The following is a 13,511-nucleotide window of genomic DNA, read 5'->3' as shown; positions in this document are numbered from 1 at the left end:
GGTCCTTTGCTAGATCAGGCGCCGGGCGGCGAGGAAGTCGACGAGTTCGGCGGCGGCGTTACCGTCGTCGGTGATCTTGGCCCCGGCGGTGCGGGCCGGGCGCTGGGAGACATCAAGCACGGTGCTGGCCGCTCTGGTCTCCCCGCCGAGATCGGTGGCGGAGAGGGTTTGCACGGGCTTGCGCTTGGCGCCCAGGATGCCCTTGAAGTTGGGGAAGCGGGCCTCGGGGAAGCGTTCGGTCACGGTGATGATGGCCGGGTAGGTCGCGGCGACCTCCTGGGTGCCGGATTCGTTTTGCCGACGGCCGGTGACCGAGTCGCTGCCGATCTCCACGGAAACCAGGGAGCCGAGCATGGGCAGGGAAAGGTGCTCTGCGACCATGGCCGGGAGCATTCCGGCGCGCCCGTCGGTGGACTCGTTGCCGGCGATGACCAGGTCCGCACCGGTGTCGCGCAGCGCGGCGGCCAGCATCCTGGCGGTGAGCACCAGATCGGCCCCGGCCAGGAAGTCATCCAGCACGTGGATCCCGGAGTCGGCGCCCATCGACAGGGCCTTGCGAATGGATTTGACGGTGTCGGCCGGCCCCATGGACACGACCACCACCTCGGTGGACTTGTCCCGGTCCTTGACGGTCAGGGCCAGTTCCAGGGCGCGCTCGGTGATCTCGTCGATCACCGGGTCGCTTGCCTCGCGGTCCACCCGTCCGCTTCCCGGATCCAGGATCCGTTCCTCGGCGGTGTCCGGAACCTGCTTGATCAAAACCGCGATCTTCATCCGTTTTCCCTTCCCGGGTGCAGTGTCATTCACTCATTCGCGACTCTACTGGGAAGGGCCAAAATTTACTAGGTCTTCCTAGTAAATTTGCCGTGGCGATGCTCGCCGCTTTTCCCCTTGATCCGAACCCTGGCCTGTACCGACGGTGTTTCACGTAGCGGTCCGGGAAATGCGAAAACCTTCCCCCGCGCCAAGGCGAGGGAAGGTCGGCGGACTGTGCCGGGCACCATTCAGGGGCGGGTGCCGTCCAGCGAACCCTGGCCGATCTGCTCCAGCAGCCACGGGGAAAAGGCGAATGGCGTGGCCAGCGCGGCGGTCTTCAGCGCCTGGGGGTCGACCCATGCGTACTCTGCGACCTCGTCCGGGTTGGGGGCCAGCTCGGAAGTGATCAGCGCGGAGAAGACCGGGCAGATCTCGTTCTCGACGATTCCGGAGGCATCCACTGCGCGGTAGGCGAAGTCCGGAAGCAGCGGGGCGATCGAGGAGATCGTGGTGCCCAGTTCCTGCTCGGCGCGTCTGGCGATGGCGTCCTCGAATGATTCACCCTCGCCCGGGTGCCCGCAGAACGAGTTGGTCCACACCCCGGCCCAGGTCTTCTTGGACAGGGCCCGCCGGGTCATCAGGATCCGGCCCTGGCCATCGTAGAGGTAGCAGGAGAAGGCCAGGTGCAGGGGCGTGTGCGCGGTGTGCACCAGCGCCTTGGATGCCGTTCCGATGCGGGTGCCGTCGTCGGCCAACAACACCACAAGTTCCTCGCTCATGACTCTCTTTCTTCGAAGGTGCCGGGGCAATGCCCCCGGGCCTCAATCATCCCATGCCCGCCCGGGCCCGGTACGTGGTCGCGTTTCGGGCTTAACGAGGTGGCTGCCGGTTTGGCGGGGAACATGTCCCCCGCCAAACCGACAGCCACAAGGGGTATTGCCGGGCCGACGGCTACAGCATGCGCTTGAGCGTCTCGCCCTTGAAGAACCCGGGTTGGCGGATGCGCATGTAGAACATCACGCCCACGCCCAGGAGCAGCACGCCCATGCCCAGGATGAACACCATGCCCAGCCCCGCGATGTTGGAACCCGAGCCGTAGTCCGGGTCCATGGAATCGCGTGCGGTGCTGGCGAACATCACCAGCAGGATCACCCCGCCCACCAGCGGGGCCAGGAACTTGAAGAAGAAGCCGCGCACGGTGTCGAACGCCTCGCGGCGGAAGTACCAGACGCAGGCCAGTGCGGTGACGCCGTAGTAGAAGCAGATCATCAGGCCCAGGGCCGTGATGGTGTCCCACAGGGCGTTTTCGCTCAGCAACCGGGTGACCACGTAGAACACCGCGGCGGCGGAGCCGGCGGTGATGGTGGCCGTGGAGGGGGACATGAAGCGCGGGGAGACCTTGCCGAAGCGCTCGGGCAGCGCCTTGTAGTAGCCCATGGCCAGGATGGTTCGGGCCGGGGACACCAGGGTGGACTGCAGCGAGGCTGCCGAAGAGGAGAGGATGGCCAGGGACATCAGGATCGCGAACGGGCCCATGATCGGTCCGGCCAGCACCGCGAAGATCGACTCCTGGTTCTCCGGGTTGCCGGCGCCCAGGCCCGTCTCGCCGATGCCCGCGTAGGAGATCACGGCCAGAGATATGACCATGTAGATGCCCATGATGATCAGGATCGTCAGCGTTGCGGCGCGGCCCGGGACCTTGGCGGGGTTCGTGGTTTCCTCGTTCATTGTCAGGGTGACGTCCCAGCCCCAGAAGATGAAGATCGACAGCGAGACGCCGGCTGCGAAGGCGCCGAAGGATTCAACGGCCATGGGGTTGAACCAATCCAGCGAGATCGGCGTCGGGTCGAAGGCGGTGCCGTTGTTCACGTGGCTGAATGCGGCCACGGCGAACCAGGTGAGCACCACGAGCTGGAAGGCGACCAGTGCGTATTGGAAGGTCTTGGTGGTTTGCATGCCGCGGTAGGAGATCCAGCAGGCGGCGGCGATGAACACCAGCGTCGTGGGGATGTTGACCCACAGGTTGCGCGTCAGCTCGGCGATGGCGTCGTTGCCGGTGAGCTGGGCGATCAGCAGGTAGAAGAAGTCCACCGCGACCGCTGCCAGGTTGGAGAGCACGATGATGGTGGCGGCGATCAGGCCCCAGCCGCCCATCCAGCCGATCCAGGGGCCGAAGGCGCGGGTGGCCCAGGTGAACGAGGTGCCGGAGTCCGGCATCGCCGAGTTCAGCTCGCGGTAGCCCAGGGCCACCAGCAGCATCGGCAGGAACCCGGCCAGGAAGATCGCCGGCAGCTGGGTGCCGACCTCGGCGACCGTGGGGCCCAGGGCGGCGGTCAGGGTGTAGGCCGGGGCAATGCAGGAGATGCCGATGACCACGGCACCAAGCACGCCGACGGTGCCCTTGGACAGGCCCTTGTCGCCCAGGCCTGATTCGGCCGCCTGTGTGGCGCGGGATTCGGTCGCTGTGTCACGACTCATGGTTGTATTCCTTCATCCAGGCGGTGCCGCGCCTCCTTCCCTGGCGGGCAGGGGGAAGCGCGGCACCGTCATGCGGGGATTGGTGCTAGGAGCTGACCGGTTCGGGCTTGTGGTTCTTGGGAACCACAACCATCGGGACAGGCAGGGTCCGCAGCATGCGTTGGGCCGTGGTGCCCAGGAAGAGCCGGCGCTTGCGCGCCAGGCGGCTCGAGCCGACGACGGCGATTTCGCCGTCCTCCCAGTCGAGTTCGGCGATGGCATCGTCGATGCCGGTGCCGGAGGCCACTGTGATCTCGGCGGTGACGCCAAGCTCCTGAACGATCGCGGCGGCGGTGGCCCGGGCGCGTTCGAGGCAGTCGCCCGCTTCCGCGGAATCGGCAGAGGCACGGTCCTGGGCCACCAGGGACACCACGCGCAACGCCAGTTTCTGGTTGCTCGCCGCAGTTGCGGCCGCCTGCACCACGGAGCGGGCACCGGGCCGGGTCCCGACGAATGCGGTGATCCGGCTGAGCTTGCCCGCTGCCCTTTCCAGGGACGCGACGGCGCCGGGGGTGCTCATGGCCACCGGGAACGGCGAGGCGTGCAGCAGCGAGCTGGCCACCGAGCCCGGGACAAAGAACCCGGCCACGTGGCGCTTGCGCCCGCCGAGCACGATGACCTGGGCACCGGTTTCCTTGGCCATGGCGATCAATCCGGCGGCCGGGGAGGCGACCGCGCGGGCGATGACCCGGGCGGTGGGGCCGGCCGGAACCAGGTTGAGCGCTTCCTTGGCCCAGGCGTCGACCTGGTCCGCCAGGATGGAGGAGTAGCCGTGGTCGCTGCCCGGGTAGGTGGCCGAGAACGGGGTGTCCTCGGGCAGGACCAGGGCGATGTCCAGGTGGGCCGTGGGCCCGCCCAGCGCCGCGGCGAGCGCGATGGCCTCCGCGCCGCGGGCGTCGGCGGTGTATCCGATCAAATAGCGCATGGAACCTAGGCGTCCAGCGAGGTCAGGGTGCCGAACTTGGAGATGACTCCGTCGTACCCCAGGTCTTCGTCGGTGCCGTCGACGGCAGCGGCGATGCGGGCGGCGGCGCGCCGTCCCATGCGCACGGCACCGTCCACGTGCTGGTAGCCCTCGCCGGCCAGGTCCGAGGAGGAGAAGTAGATCGGGCCGACGTTCTTGTTCTGGTCGGGCCCGAAGCGGAACAGCCCGCCCAGGTCGTAGCTGGTGGCGTAGGCGCCGCGGGTCCATTCCTCCGAGCCGAAGTCGGAGAGGTAGAAGACCTTCGCTTCCAGCGCCTTGGGGCCCAGGTAGGTGGCCATGTCCTTGAGGATGGTTTCCTTGCGCTCGGTTTCGGAGAGCTCGAACATCGCGTCGGCCTGCAGGTCGGAGATGAAGCCGACCAGGGTGCCGGTGGTTTCCTCGTGGTAGGTGTTGTCGTAGATTTCCTGCACGATCGAGGACGGGCCGAAGCAGGTGCCCGAGAGGCCCTCTTCGCGCCAGAACGGGGTCTCGTAGACGGCGTGGACCTTGATGACCAGGCCCATGGACTGGTGCTGGTGGGTCACGTGCTGGCGGCGCGGCAGCGGCGGGTTGTAGGAGATGCGCGAGTACAGGTTCGGCGGAACGGCAATAATGACCTTCTTGGCGGTGACGGTGACGTCCGCGCCGTAGGCGGTCACGCCCTCGTCGGACCAGTCGAGCTTGAGGACCGGGTTGTTCAGGTACACGTCCTCGCCCAGGCGCTGCGCCACGGCGATGGAGACGCCCTGCATGGTGCCGACCATGCGGCGGTCCAGGATGAAGTCCTCGTCGACCAGGTTGGAGAAGGAACCGGCGGAGGAGGACATCAACAGCGCCTGCAGTGCGGAGAAGGTGTGGGCGGGCTTGGTGAGCATGCCGCCGGCGATGAACAGGCCGACGTTGTTGCAGGCCACCTCGTCGTCGGAGAGGGTGCGCAGCCAGTGGTGGAAGGAGATCATGTCCAGTTCGGCTGCCTGCGGGTGCTCCCACGGGGCGTCCGGGTCGACCTGCGCGGTGAGGCGGTCCATCTCGGCGATGAGCTTGTTCATTTCGGCGACGGTGGATTCGGCCACCGGGAAGTCCTCGCCGGTGTAGACGGTGCGGGTGCCGTCTGCCGCCATGTAGACCGAGGCGCCTTCCTTGTAGCGTTCGAAGGTCTCGATGCCCAGTTCCTCGATCAGCGAGTATAGGCCCGTCTGGTCCGGGGAGATCCACTGGCCGCCGATTTCGATGGTGGCCCCATCCATGTCCTGGCTCCAGGTGCGGCCGCCGACGCGGTCGCGGGCCTCGAGCACTGCGACGGTCTTTCCCGCCTTGCGCAGCTCGTAGGCTGCGGTCAGGCCCGAGGGGCCGGCTCCGATGATGACGACGTCGCGATCCAGGGTTGTCATGATGTCCACTTCTTCCGATGTTCTAAATGAATGACGTTCATTTACTAGACTGGTTCCATATTAGGCCATGTTGTGCAGTATTGTGAAGTGGGCCACGTCAGGAGCGGAACTTGAACCACGAACCAGCATCTTCCACGGCCGCGCCGCGCCGCCGCGCCGGGCGCCCGAGGTCGGTGGTGCTGGACCGGGAGCTCATTGCCCGGGCCGCGCTGAAGCTCGTGGTCGCGGGCGGATACTCCACCCTGACCATGTCGGCACTGGCCAGATCCCTGTCGGTCTCCCCCTCGGCGCTGTACAACCACGTGGAGTCCAAGCAGGAGATCATGCAGTGGATCCAGGAAATCGTGATGGACGGGGTCGACTCGACGGTGTTCGAGACCCTGCCGCTGGATGAGGCGCTGATGGCCTGGGCGGTGACCTACCGCGACATCTTCGCGGGGCACGCGCCGCTGATCCCGCTGATCGCGGTGCTGCCGGTCTCGGGGTCCCCGCGCACGCTGGAAATGTATGAAAAGGTTGCGGCCGGATTCACCAGCGCCGGCTGGAAGCAGGAAGACATCATCCCCGCCATCGTGGCCCTGGAATCGTTCATCTTCGGCTCCGCCCTCGATGCCACCGCCCCGCTGGACATCTTCGACCCCGGCGAGAACGCGGGAAGCATCCCGAACTTCGAGGGCGCCCTGGAGGCGCAGCGGGCCACGGGCCGGCACAGCGCCGACGCCGCGTTCCACACGGGGCTGCGCGCGATCGTCAACGGTCTGCTGGCAACTTCCCGGACCGCATAGCCACCCGTCAAACCACGAATCCGCGATACGCTGACCCCATGAGCGAAACCCCTGGAACCGGAACGAACCCCGTGGTGCGATTCCTCTCGCGGATGACCGTCAAGAACTGGATCGCGATCGTCGGCGCCGTCGCGGTGCTGGTCTTCATCCTGCAGAACCGCCAACGGGTCCGCATCGAGCTGCTGTTCCTGGACCTGAACGCACCGCTATGGATTTCCCTGGGCGCGGTGCTGCTCATTGGCTGGATCATCGGGCGCTTCTCGTTCCGCAAGCGCTAGGGAGGAGCCTTCCCTCATCCTGCACGGGCGCAAAAAAGCCCCGTCGGCCGACACCCTTTGACAAGGTGCGTCGCGACGAGGCGGCAAGCAGGTGGTGCGGGTCCGTTCCTAGTAGGCGGCGCTCATCATTCCCACCAGCGATTCCGGATCGCCGTAGTTGAAGATGACCCAGCCCAGTGCGCCAATGAAGACGGTCGAGGCAACGGCCCAGATGCCGGTGATCTTGGCCATGAACCGGATTTCCTGGCGGCTGACCGGGAGCCGGTCCGCCGAGTAGTCGCCGGCGACCTTGGTGAAACGCTCGGCGGGGGTGGTCGCGGCCATGGCGTGCAGGCTCACCAGGAAGTTCGAGGCCGTGTCGATGCTTCCGTCGACAAGGCGGGCGCGGGTCAGGTTGTTCTTGCGGTCCTGGGTCATCTCGACGATGTTCGACCCGTGACGTGCCAGCAAGATGTCTTCACCCAGTGGCATTGTCTTTTGCAGCAATCGCATTCCCTACCCCTTTTCAGCTCGCGGGGAAATCCACACCCGTCCAAGAATCGTTCGTTATACCCTCGAGATTACGTGTGCTTTCGCGCCCGGGTGCGCTATTATGCGCTTTCGGTTGGCAAGCTCACAGGGGGTTGTGGCCTGGACCGCGCTTTTACCGTGGCGGGCGGCACAATACCCCGGATCGGGGTCGATCCCCGGCGGTTCCGTTGCCCCGCAGCCGGGCCGGCACCATGACCGCCACCAACCTCGACCCCCGCTTCGTGCAGACGGAAGAGCTGCGGCCGGCCTACCGCGTGGACCTCCGGCACGAATACGGTGCAAGCGATGAATGGCGCCTGACCGGCGCCGGCGACGACCACGAGCTGCTGCGGTGGGCGCAAGCGCATGCCGCGGGCAGGGCGGCTTCCATTTGCGCTGAATTTGCCTACATGGAGCGTGGCGAGAGAACCGTGGTTCCGATCCGCCTGGGCGGGTCGGCCCCCGATTGGGCCCGTCGGGCCCGGCTCAGCGGGTGGTGAAGTGCACGATCACGCCGATCATCCACACCGAAGAGGCCATGGCCGCGCAGCCGAATTCGACCAGGACACCGATCCCCATGGCCTTGAGCGCGGAGCCCGAGGCCCGCAACGCGGCGGGGAAATCCTTGCGCCGCCCGTATTCCCCCAGCACCAGCCCCAGCGCAAAGCCGATGAAGAGCCCCAGCACGGGAATGACGAACATGCCCACCACGGCCAACGCGATGGCCAGGGCAATGGAGCCGCGCGGGATCTTCTGCTGCTTGAGGTTCCGTCCGGTCAGCACCGTCGAGGCGCTCCAGCCGGCGAGCGTCAGGCCCATGCCGATCCCGGCGCACCACCAGGCGGCGGGGCTGCCCAGGATCCAGCCCCAGGCCAGCAGCGTGCCGATGGCCAACAGGCTTCCGGGGAGCACCGGAACGATGGTTCCCACGACGGCGACCGCCAGGAGCAACCCGGCAACAACGGTGCTGATGATTTGGATATCCACACGTGCAAGTCTGGCACCCGCGGGGCCCGGTGCCGAGGGGCGCGCCGACCCCCGGGCAGGAAAGGGGCTCAGTCGTCGACGATGGCCCAGCTGCCCGCGGGCTTGTAGTCGCTGTCGTAGATGTCTTCGCCCGCGCCCGGATCCATGGGGTAGTTCTTGAGGTTCCCTGCCCAGTAGCGCAACGCACGGGAGATCTCCGCCTCGGGGTCCAGCTTCATGGCCTCGGTGCCCATGTCGACTTCGAAAATGAATCTCATCTGTCCACTCCCCTTGGATCGGTGCGATGCCCGCTTGGTGGCACCACTGCCTGTGTTTTCCCATCCTAGGCGCCGAATCGGCGGATGCGCCACGGCGAATCGCGGGGACGAACGGTGGCGGCGGAGAAAACCAGCAACGAAAGATTGTTGAACAATCCGCGTTCATAGTGCATCCTTAAGGGAACCACAACACGAGACGGGGGTCACAAATGCCTTACATCGACCTGAATTCCGACGTCGGGGAATCCTTCGGCAACTGGGTGATGGGCGACGACGCCGCCATCTTCACCTCCGTATCCTCGGCAAACGTTGCCTGCGGATTCCACGCCGGGGACCCCAGCGTCATCGCCCAGACCTGCCGCGACGCCGTCGCCGCAGGGGTCACCATCGGCGCCCACGTGGGCTACCGGGACCTGGCCGGCTTCGGCCGCCGCTTCCTGGACTGCTCCCCCGTCGAGCTGGCCGACGACGTGCTCTACCAGCTTGGTGCCCTCGAGGCCCTGGCCCGCGCCGCCGGCTCGTCCATCAAGTACGTCAAGCCGCACGGCGCGCTCTACAACACCATCGTGCACCACGAGGCCCACGCCCAGGCCGTCGTCGACGCCATCCGCGCCTTCGGCTCGGAGTTGCCGGTGCTGCTGCTTCCCGGCTCCGTGGCCCTGGCCAAGGCCGAGGCCGCGGGCCTGCGCCCGGTCGCCGAGGCCTTCGCCGACAGGAACTACACCCCCGCCGGAACCCTGGTCTCGCGCCGCGAGGCCAATGCGGTGCTGCACGACCCGGCAACCGTCACCGCCAACATGGTCCGCCTGGCCACCGAGAAGACCATTGTCGCCATCGACGGCTCGGTCATCCCCATGGACGCCGAGAGCATCTGCGTGCACGGGGACACCGCCGGGGCCGTCGCCATGGCCGCCGCGGTGCGCGCGGGACTGGAATCCGCCGGCGTCACCATCAAGAGCTTCGCATGAGCGTGTCGGGCGTGCGCTTCGCCGGCACCCGTTCCGTGCTGGTCGAACTCTCCGACCTGGACTCGGTGCTGGCGCTCTCCGCGCTGCTGAAAGCCACCCCGCTGCCGGGCCAGGTCGACGTGCTCGCCGCGGCCAGCACGCTGTTCATCAAGGCGGACTGCGCCGCCAACGCCCGGGCCATCGCCGGCACCGTGCGCTCCCTTGAACTTGGCTCCGCCCCGGCCAACGCCGGATCGCTCGTCGAGGTGCCGGTGCACTACGACGGGGAGGACCTGGCCGAGGTCGCCGAGCTGACGGGCCTGAGCGTCGAGGGCGTCATCAACGCCCACTCGAGCCAGACCTGGCGGGCAGCCTTTGGCGGTTTCGCCCCCGGTTTCGCCTACCTGCTGGGCGAAAACCAGCAATTGCACGTCCCGCGCCGCGCCACCCCGCGCAAGGTGGTGCCCTCCGGTGCCGTCGCACTGGCCGGGGACTACTCCGCGGTGTACCCGCGCCAGTCCCCCGGCGGCTGGCAGCTGGTCGGCCACACCGACGCGGTGCTCTGGGACCTGGACCGCGCCAACCCGGCACTGATCCGCCCGCAGGACCGCGTGCGCTTCGTGCCTTCCCGCACCTCGCTGAGCCTGGGCACCAGGCCCGAACCCGCCGCAAGCCCCGCACCGGTGGCCGGGAACCTGCTCGAGGTCATCAACCCAGGCCTGCAATCGCTCATCCAGGACTCCGGCCGCCCCGGCTACGGCGACCTCGGCGTCTCCGCGGCAGGCTTCGCCGATTCCGGTTCCGCCACCCAGGCCAATCGCCTGGTGGGCAACCGTCCCGGAAACGCCGTCATCGAAAACCTCATGGGGCGCATCACCCTGCGCGCCCACGGGGACGCGGTGCTCGCGGTCAGCGGCGCCGGCGCGCGCATCCACATCGACCCGGTGGACGGGGACGACTTCCACACCGAGCGCGAGATCCCGATGGACACCCCGTTTGCCCTGCTCGACGGCGAGGTCCTGAAACTCACCCCGGCCCGCAACGGACTGCGCAGCTACCTGGCGGTGCGCGGCGGCATCGACGTGCCCACGGTGCTTGGTTCGCGCTCCACCGACTCGATGTCCGGCATCGGGCCGGCCCCGCTGGCGGCCGGCACGCTGCTGCCTGTCGGTGCCATCCACGGCGCCCACGTGGTGGGCAACCCCGAACCCTCGACCCTGCCGGTCCCGGATGCCCACGGCGTCTACACGCTGCGTGTCGTTGCAGGCCCGCGCGACGACTGGTTCGGCGACGCCGGACTGGACCGGTTGACCGGGCAAACCTGGAAGGTCTCCCCCGACACCAACCGCGTCGGGGTGCGCCTGGCCCTGGGCGAGGACGCCGCACCGCTTGAGCGCATCCGCACCGGCGAGCTGGCCTCCGAGGGCGTCGCCGTCGGTTCCCTGCAGGTTCCGCCCTCCGGGCTGCCGGTGCTCTTCCTGGCCGACCACCCCGTCACCGGCGGATACCCGGTCATCGCCGGGGTTATCGCCGAGGACATCGGCGCCGCGGCGCAGCTGCCCCCGGGCTCCTCCATCCGCTTTGAACTTCTCACCGCTCCGGCCACCGGAACCCCCACCGACGAAGGAAACCTCGCATGAAAAAAGTACTGATCGCCAACCGCGGGGAAATCGCCGTGCGCATTGCCCGCGCCTGCGCCGACGCATCGCTGGTTTCCGTGGCCGTCTACTCGGATCCGGATGCCGACGCGCTGCACGTGCGACGCGCCGATGAGGCCTACGCGCTGGGCGGCTCGGCCAGCTCCGAGACCTACCTGGACATCGAAAAGATCCTGGACATCGCCAAGCGCTCCGGCGCCGACGCGGTGCACCCCGGCTACGGCTTCCTGGCCGAGAACGCCGACTTCGCCCAGGCCGTCATCGAGGCCGGCATGGCCTGGATCGGCCCGGGCCCCGATGCCATCCGCGCGCTGGGCAACAAGGTCACCGCCCGCGAGATCGCTGTGCGCGCCAACGCCCCGCTGGTGCCCGGCACCGACGGACCCGTGGCATCCGGCGCCGAGGTGCGCGCCTTTGCCGAGGAATTCGGGCTGCCGGTGGCCATCAAGGCCGCCTTCGGCGGCGGCGGGCGCGGCATCAAGATCGTGCGCAACTTCGAGGAAATCGACGACGCCTTCGATTCCGCGGTGCGCGAGGCCATCGTGGCCTTCGGCCGCGGCGAGTGCTACGTCGAGCGCTTCCTGGATCGGCCGCGCCACGTCGAGGCCCAGGTGCTGGCCGACACCCACGGCAACGTCGTGGTCGTCGGCACCCGCGACTGCTCGCTGCAGCGCCGCCACCAGAAACTCGTCGAGGAGGCCCCGGCGCCGTTCCTTTCCGACGAGCAGCGCGCCTCCATCCATTCCTCGGCCAAGGCCATCTGCCGCGAAGCCGGCTATGTGGGTGCCGGCACCGTCGAGTATCTGGTGGCACCCGACGGGCTGATCTCCTTTCTGGAGGTCAACACCCGCCTGCAGGTAGAGCACCCGATCACCGAGGAAACCACCGGCGTGGACCTGGTGGCCGAGCAGTTCCGCATCGCCTCCGGCGATGCCATCTCGATCACCGAAGACCCGACCCCGCAGGGCCACTCCTTCGAGTTCCGGCTCAACGCCGAGGACCCGGCCCGCGGTTTCCTGCCGGGCCCGGGCCGCATCACCGCGTTCGAGGCCCCCACCGGATCGGGCATCCGCGTCGACTCCGGCGTGCGCACCGGCTCGGTGATCCCCCCGCACTACGACTCGCTGATGGCCAAGCTGATCGTCACCGGTGCCACCCGCGCCCAGGCGCTGCGCCGGGCCAAGGTCGCCCTGGACGAGATGGTCATCTCCGGCGTTCCGTCGGTGCTGCCGTTCCACCGTGCCGTGGTGCGCAACGCTGACTTCGCCAACAACGAGCACTACGGGGTCTACACCACCTGGATCGAGTCCGAGTTCGCGGCCGAGCTGGCCTCCAGCCCCGAGATCGCCGCGGCGGAGCCGGGCTCGGCGCGCGAGACCCTCACGATCGAGGTTGACGGCAAGGCCATGAACATCGGCCTTCCGGCCTCGCTGGTGGACTCGATCCGCCACGGCGGCACCGGTGCCGCCTTCGATGCTGCGGCGCAGAACATCGCGGCCGCGGCCGACGAATCGACCCTGGCCGCCCCGATGAACGGGAACCTGGTCAAGTGGGTCGTCGAGGAAGGCGCAGCCGTGGCCGAGGGCGACACCGTGGCTGTGCTTGAGGCCATGAAGATGGAATCGAACATCACCGCCCACCGTGCAGGCAGCTTCAGCCGCGGAACCCAGGAACCGGGAACCGCCATCGTCCGCGGCGAAGCACTCGGGAGCATCGCTTAACGCTTGCTGTCTGCGGGGAAGGGTTCGATTAGATTGAAAGGATGCCAGTGAACGCCTTGTTATCGTCCCTGCCCCTGGCCGAGGGGTCAACCCACGCGCACACCGGTGCGTGGGTTGCCGCGGTGTTGCGCTCACGGATCGCCGAGGGACAGCTGCTGCCCGGCGCCAAGCTTTCCGAGCAGTCGCTCTCCAACGCCCTGGGGGTTTCGCGCAACACGCTGCGCGAGGCCTTCGCGGTGCTGGACCGCGAGCTGGTCATCACCCGCATCCCCAACCGCGGCGTTTTCGTTTCCTCCCCCGGGCCCGAGGGCGTGCGGGAGATCTATGCGGTGCGCCGGATGATCGAGCCCGCCGCGGTGCTCTGGGGGCCCGACCTGGACGTCTCGGCCCTTGAAGACATCATCGTGGACGCCCGCGCCGCGCTGGAGGCCGGCAACATCGCCAAGATGGCCGATGCCAACCAGTGCTTCCACGAGGAGCTGGTCCGGGCCACCGGCAGCGTGCACCTGCAGGAACTCATGACCAAGGTACTGGCGCAGATGCGGCTGGTCTTCCATGCCATGGGGGACGCCCCCGACTTCCACTCGCATTACGTGGAGCTGAACGCCGCGCTGGTCGAGTTGCTGGAAGCGGGCCAGCGCGAAGAGGCCTGCACCGCGCTGCGCGGCTACCTGGACCGCGCCGAGGCCGAGTTGCTATCGCACCTGGGCGACTCCGAAGGAAACTGAGTCACCCCGCCG

The 13,511-nt window shown here is 67.8% G+C and carries 15 protein-coding genes; 7 read left to right on the top strand and 8 right to left on the bottom strand.

Annotation, left to right across the window (positions count from 1 at the left end; all coding sequences use genetic code 11):
- Positions 1 to 9 precede the first annotated feature (9 nt).
- The 5 genes from JOF46_RS06660 to JOF46_RS06640 all read right to left on the bottom strand — a co-directional run bounded on the left by JOF46_RS06660 (position 10) and on the right by JOF46_RS06640 (position 5,628).
- Entirely contained in the window at positions 10 to 774 is a 765-nt protein-coding gene (locus JOF46_RS06660) for an electron transfer flavoprotein subunit beta/FixA family protein (RefSeq protein ID WP_209906605.1), read from the bottom strand.
- A gap of 230 nt (positions 775 to 1,004) precedes the next feature.
- Positions 1,005 to 1,535 (bottom strand): isopentenyl-diphosphate Delta-isomerase, encoded by a 531-nt coding sequence (gene idi, locus JOF46_RS06655; RefSeq protein WP_209906604.1) that lies wholly within the window; start codon positions 1,533 to 1,535, stop codon positions 1,005 to 1,007.
- Positions 1,536 to 1,707: 172 nt separating this feature from the next.
- Positions 1,708 to 3,234 carry an APC family permease gene (locus JOF46_RS06650; RefSeq protein ID WP_209906603.1) on the bottom strand — a complete coding sequence of 509 codons (1,527 nt, stop codon included), beginning with the start codon at positions 3,232 to 3,234 and terminating at the stop codon, positions 1,708 to 1,710.
- Between the two features lie 85 nt (positions 3,235 to 3,319).
- The gene (locus JOF46_RS06645; RefSeq protein WP_209906602.1) at positions 3,320 to 4,198 is read right to left on the bottom strand and encodes a universal stress protein; all 879 of its coding nucleotides are present in this window, start codon (positions 4,196 to 4,198) and stop codon (positions 3,320 to 3,322) included.
- A gap of 5 nt (positions 4,199 to 4,203) precedes the next feature.
- Positions 4,204 to 5,628 carry a flavin monoamine oxidase family protein gene (locus JOF46_RS06640; protein WP_209906601.1) on the bottom strand — a complete coding sequence of 475 codons (1,425 nt, stop codon included), beginning with the start codon at positions 5,626 to 5,628 and terminating at the stop codon, positions 4,204 to 4,206.
- 110 nt (positions 5,629 to 5,738) lie between these two features.
- Between JOF46_RS06640 and JOF46_RS06635 the strand changes: the two genes are divergently transcribed.
- Both JOF46_RS06635 and JOF46_RS06630 read left to right on the top strand, forming a co-directional pair.
- Complete coding sequence (locus JOF46_RS06635) at positions 5,739 to 6,413, top strand: TetR/AcrR family transcriptional regulator (RefSeq protein WP_209906600.1); 675 nt, start codon at positions 5,739 to 5,741, stop codon at positions 6,411 to 6,413.
- 38 nt (positions 6,414 to 6,451) lie between these two features.
- A complete protein-coding gene (locus tag JOF46_RS06630; protein WP_209906599.1) occupies positions 6,452 to 6,691 on the top strand; it encodes a LapA family protein in 240 nt (79 codons plus the stop codon).
- 108 nt (positions 6,692 to 6,799) lie between these two features.
- Here JOF46_RS06630 and JOF46_RS06625 read toward each other — a convergent pair whose 3' ends face one another.
- On the bottom strand, positions 6,800 to 7,183 hold the full coding sequence (locus JOF46_RS06625) for a hypothetical protein (RefSeq protein WP_209906598.1): 384 nt from the start codon (positions 7,181 to 7,183) through the stop codon (positions 6,800 to 6,802).
- A gap of 230 nt (positions 7,184 to 7,413) precedes the next feature.
- On the opposite strand from JOF46_RS06625, the gene JOF46_RS06620 reads away from it, so the two are divergent.
- The gene (locus JOF46_RS06620; RefSeq protein ID WP_209906597.1) at positions 7,414 to 7,701 is read left to right on the top strand and encodes a hypothetical protein; all 288 of its coding nucleotides are present in this window, start codon (positions 7,414 to 7,416) and stop codon (positions 7,699 to 7,701) included.
- On the opposite strand, the gene JOF46_RS06615 is transcribed toward JOF46_RS06620, so the two are convergent.
- Together JOF46_RS06615 and JOF46_RS06610 are read right to left on the bottom strand one after the other, a co-directional pair.
- Positions 7,688 to 8,188 (bottom strand): DUF456 domain-containing protein, encoded by a 501-nt coding sequence (locus JOF46_RS06615; protein ID WP_209906596.1) that lies wholly within the window; start codon positions 8,186 to 8,188, stop codon positions 7,688 to 7,690. The genes JOF46_RS06620 and JOF46_RS06615 overlap by 14 nt on opposite strands.
- A gap of 68 nt (positions 8,189 to 8,256) precedes the next feature.
- A complete protein-coding gene (locus JOF46_RS06610; RefSeq protein ID WP_209906595.1) occupies positions 8,257 to 8,445 on the bottom strand; it encodes a hypothetical protein in 189 nt (62 codons plus the stop codon).
- Positions 8,446 to 8,654: 209 nt separating this feature from the next.
- Here JOF46_RS06610 and JOF46_RS06605 point away from each other — a divergent pair, with 209 nt between their 5' ends.
- The 4 genes from JOF46_RS06605 to JOF46_RS06590 are packed head-to-tail and all read left to right on the top strand — an operon-like array spanning position 8,655 to position 13,499.
- Positions 8,655 to 9,413, top strand: coding sequence for a LamB/YcsF family protein (locus tag JOF46_RS06605; protein WP_209906594.1), 759 nt, complete (start codon positions 8,655 to 8,657; stop codon positions 9,411 to 9,413).
- Positions 9,410 to 11,032 (top strand): 5-oxoprolinase subunit B/C family protein, encoded by a 1,623-nt coding sequence (locus tag JOF46_RS06600; RefSeq protein ID WP_209906593.1) that lies wholly within the window; start codon positions 9,410 to 9,412, stop codon positions 11,030 to 11,032. The genes JOF46_RS06605 and JOF46_RS06600 overlap by 4 nt, the downstream gene beginning before the upstream one ends.
- Positions 11,029 to 12,771 (top strand): acetyl/propionyl/methylcrotonyl-CoA carboxylase subunit alpha, encoded by a 1,743-nt coding sequence (locus JOF46_RS06595; RefSeq protein ID WP_209906592.1) that lies wholly within the window; start codon positions 11,029 to 11,031, stop codon positions 12,769 to 12,771. Before JOF46_RS06600 ends, JOF46_RS06595 begins: the two co-directional genes overlap by 4 nt.
- Positions 12,772 to 12,812: 41 nt before the next feature.
- On the top strand, positions 12,813 to 13,499 hold the full coding sequence (locus JOF46_RS06590; RefSeq protein ID WP_209906591.1) for a GntR family transcriptional regulator: 687 nt from the start codon (positions 12,813 to 12,815) through the stop codon (positions 13,497 to 13,499).
- The last annotated feature ends 12 nt before the right edge of the window (positions 13,500 to 13,511 follow it).

This window comes from Paeniglutamicibacter psychrophenolicus, assembly GCF_017876575.1.
Taxonomy (GTDB): Bacteria; Actinomycetota; Actinomycetes; order Actinomycetales; family Micrococcaceae; genus Paeniglutamicibacter; species Paeniglutamicibacter psychrophenolicus.
The sequence above is the reverse complement of the archived record's forward strand: the minus strand, read 5'-3'. Positions and strand labels throughout refer to the sequence as shown.

What these genes read in the sequence shown, in the direction of transcription:
- JOF46_RS06640 (WP_209906601.1), bottom strand. Translation starts at nt 5,628, where the DNA reads ATGACAACCCTGGATCGCGACGTCGTCATCATCGGAGCCGGCCCCTCG.
- JOF46_RS06600 (WP_209906593.1), top strand. Translation starts at nt 9,410, where the DNA reads ATGAGCGTGTCGGGCGTGCGCTTCGCCGGCACCCGTTCCGTGCTGGTC.
- JOF46_RS06660 (WP_209906605.1), bottom strand. Translation starts at nt 774, where the DNA reads ATGAAGATCGCGGTTTTGATCAAGCAGGTTCCGGACACCGCCGAGGAA.
- JOF46_RS06595 (WP_209906592.1), top strand. Translation starts at nt 11,029, where the DNA reads ATGAAAAAAGTACTGATCGCCAACCGCGGGGAAATCGCCGTGCGCATT.
- idi (WP_209906604.1), bottom strand. Translation starts at nt 1,535, where the DNA reads ATGAGCGAGGAACTTGTGGTGTTGTTGGCCGACGACGGCACCCGCATC.
- JOF46_RS06645 (WP_209906602.1), bottom strand. Translation starts at nt 4,198, where the DNA reads ATGCGCTATTTGATCGGATACACCGCCGACGCCCGCGGCGCGGAGGCC.
- JOF46_RS06625 (WP_209906598.1), bottom strand. Translation starts at nt 7,183, where the DNA reads ATGCGATTGCTGCAAAAGACAATGCCACTGGGTGAAGACATCTTGCTG.
- JOF46_RS06650 (WP_209906603.1), bottom strand. Translation starts at nt 3,234, where the DNA reads ATGAGTCGTGACACAGCGACCGAATCCCGCGCCACACAGGCGGCCGAA.
- JOF46_RS06590 (WP_209906591.1), top strand. Translation starts at nt 12,813, where the DNA reads ATGCCAGTGAACGCCTTGTTATCGTCCCTGCCCCTGGCCGAGGGGTCA.
- JOF46_RS06605 (WP_209906594.1), top strand. Translation starts at nt 8,655, where the DNA reads ATGCCTTACATCGACCTGAATTCCGACGTCGGGGAATCCTTCGGCAAC.
- JOF46_RS06620 (WP_209906597.1), top strand. Translation starts at nt 7,414, where the DNA reads ATGACCGCCACCAACCTCGACCCCCGCTTCGTGCAGACGGAAGAGCTG.
- JOF46_RS06610 (WP_209906595.1), bottom strand. Translation starts at nt 8,445, where the DNA reads ATGAGATTCATTTTCGAAGTCGACATGGGCACCGAGGCCATGAAGCTG.
- JOF46_RS06630 (WP_209906599.1), top strand. Translation starts at nt 6,452, where the DNA reads ATGAGCGAAACCCCTGGAACCGGAACGAACCCCGTGGTGCGATTCCTC.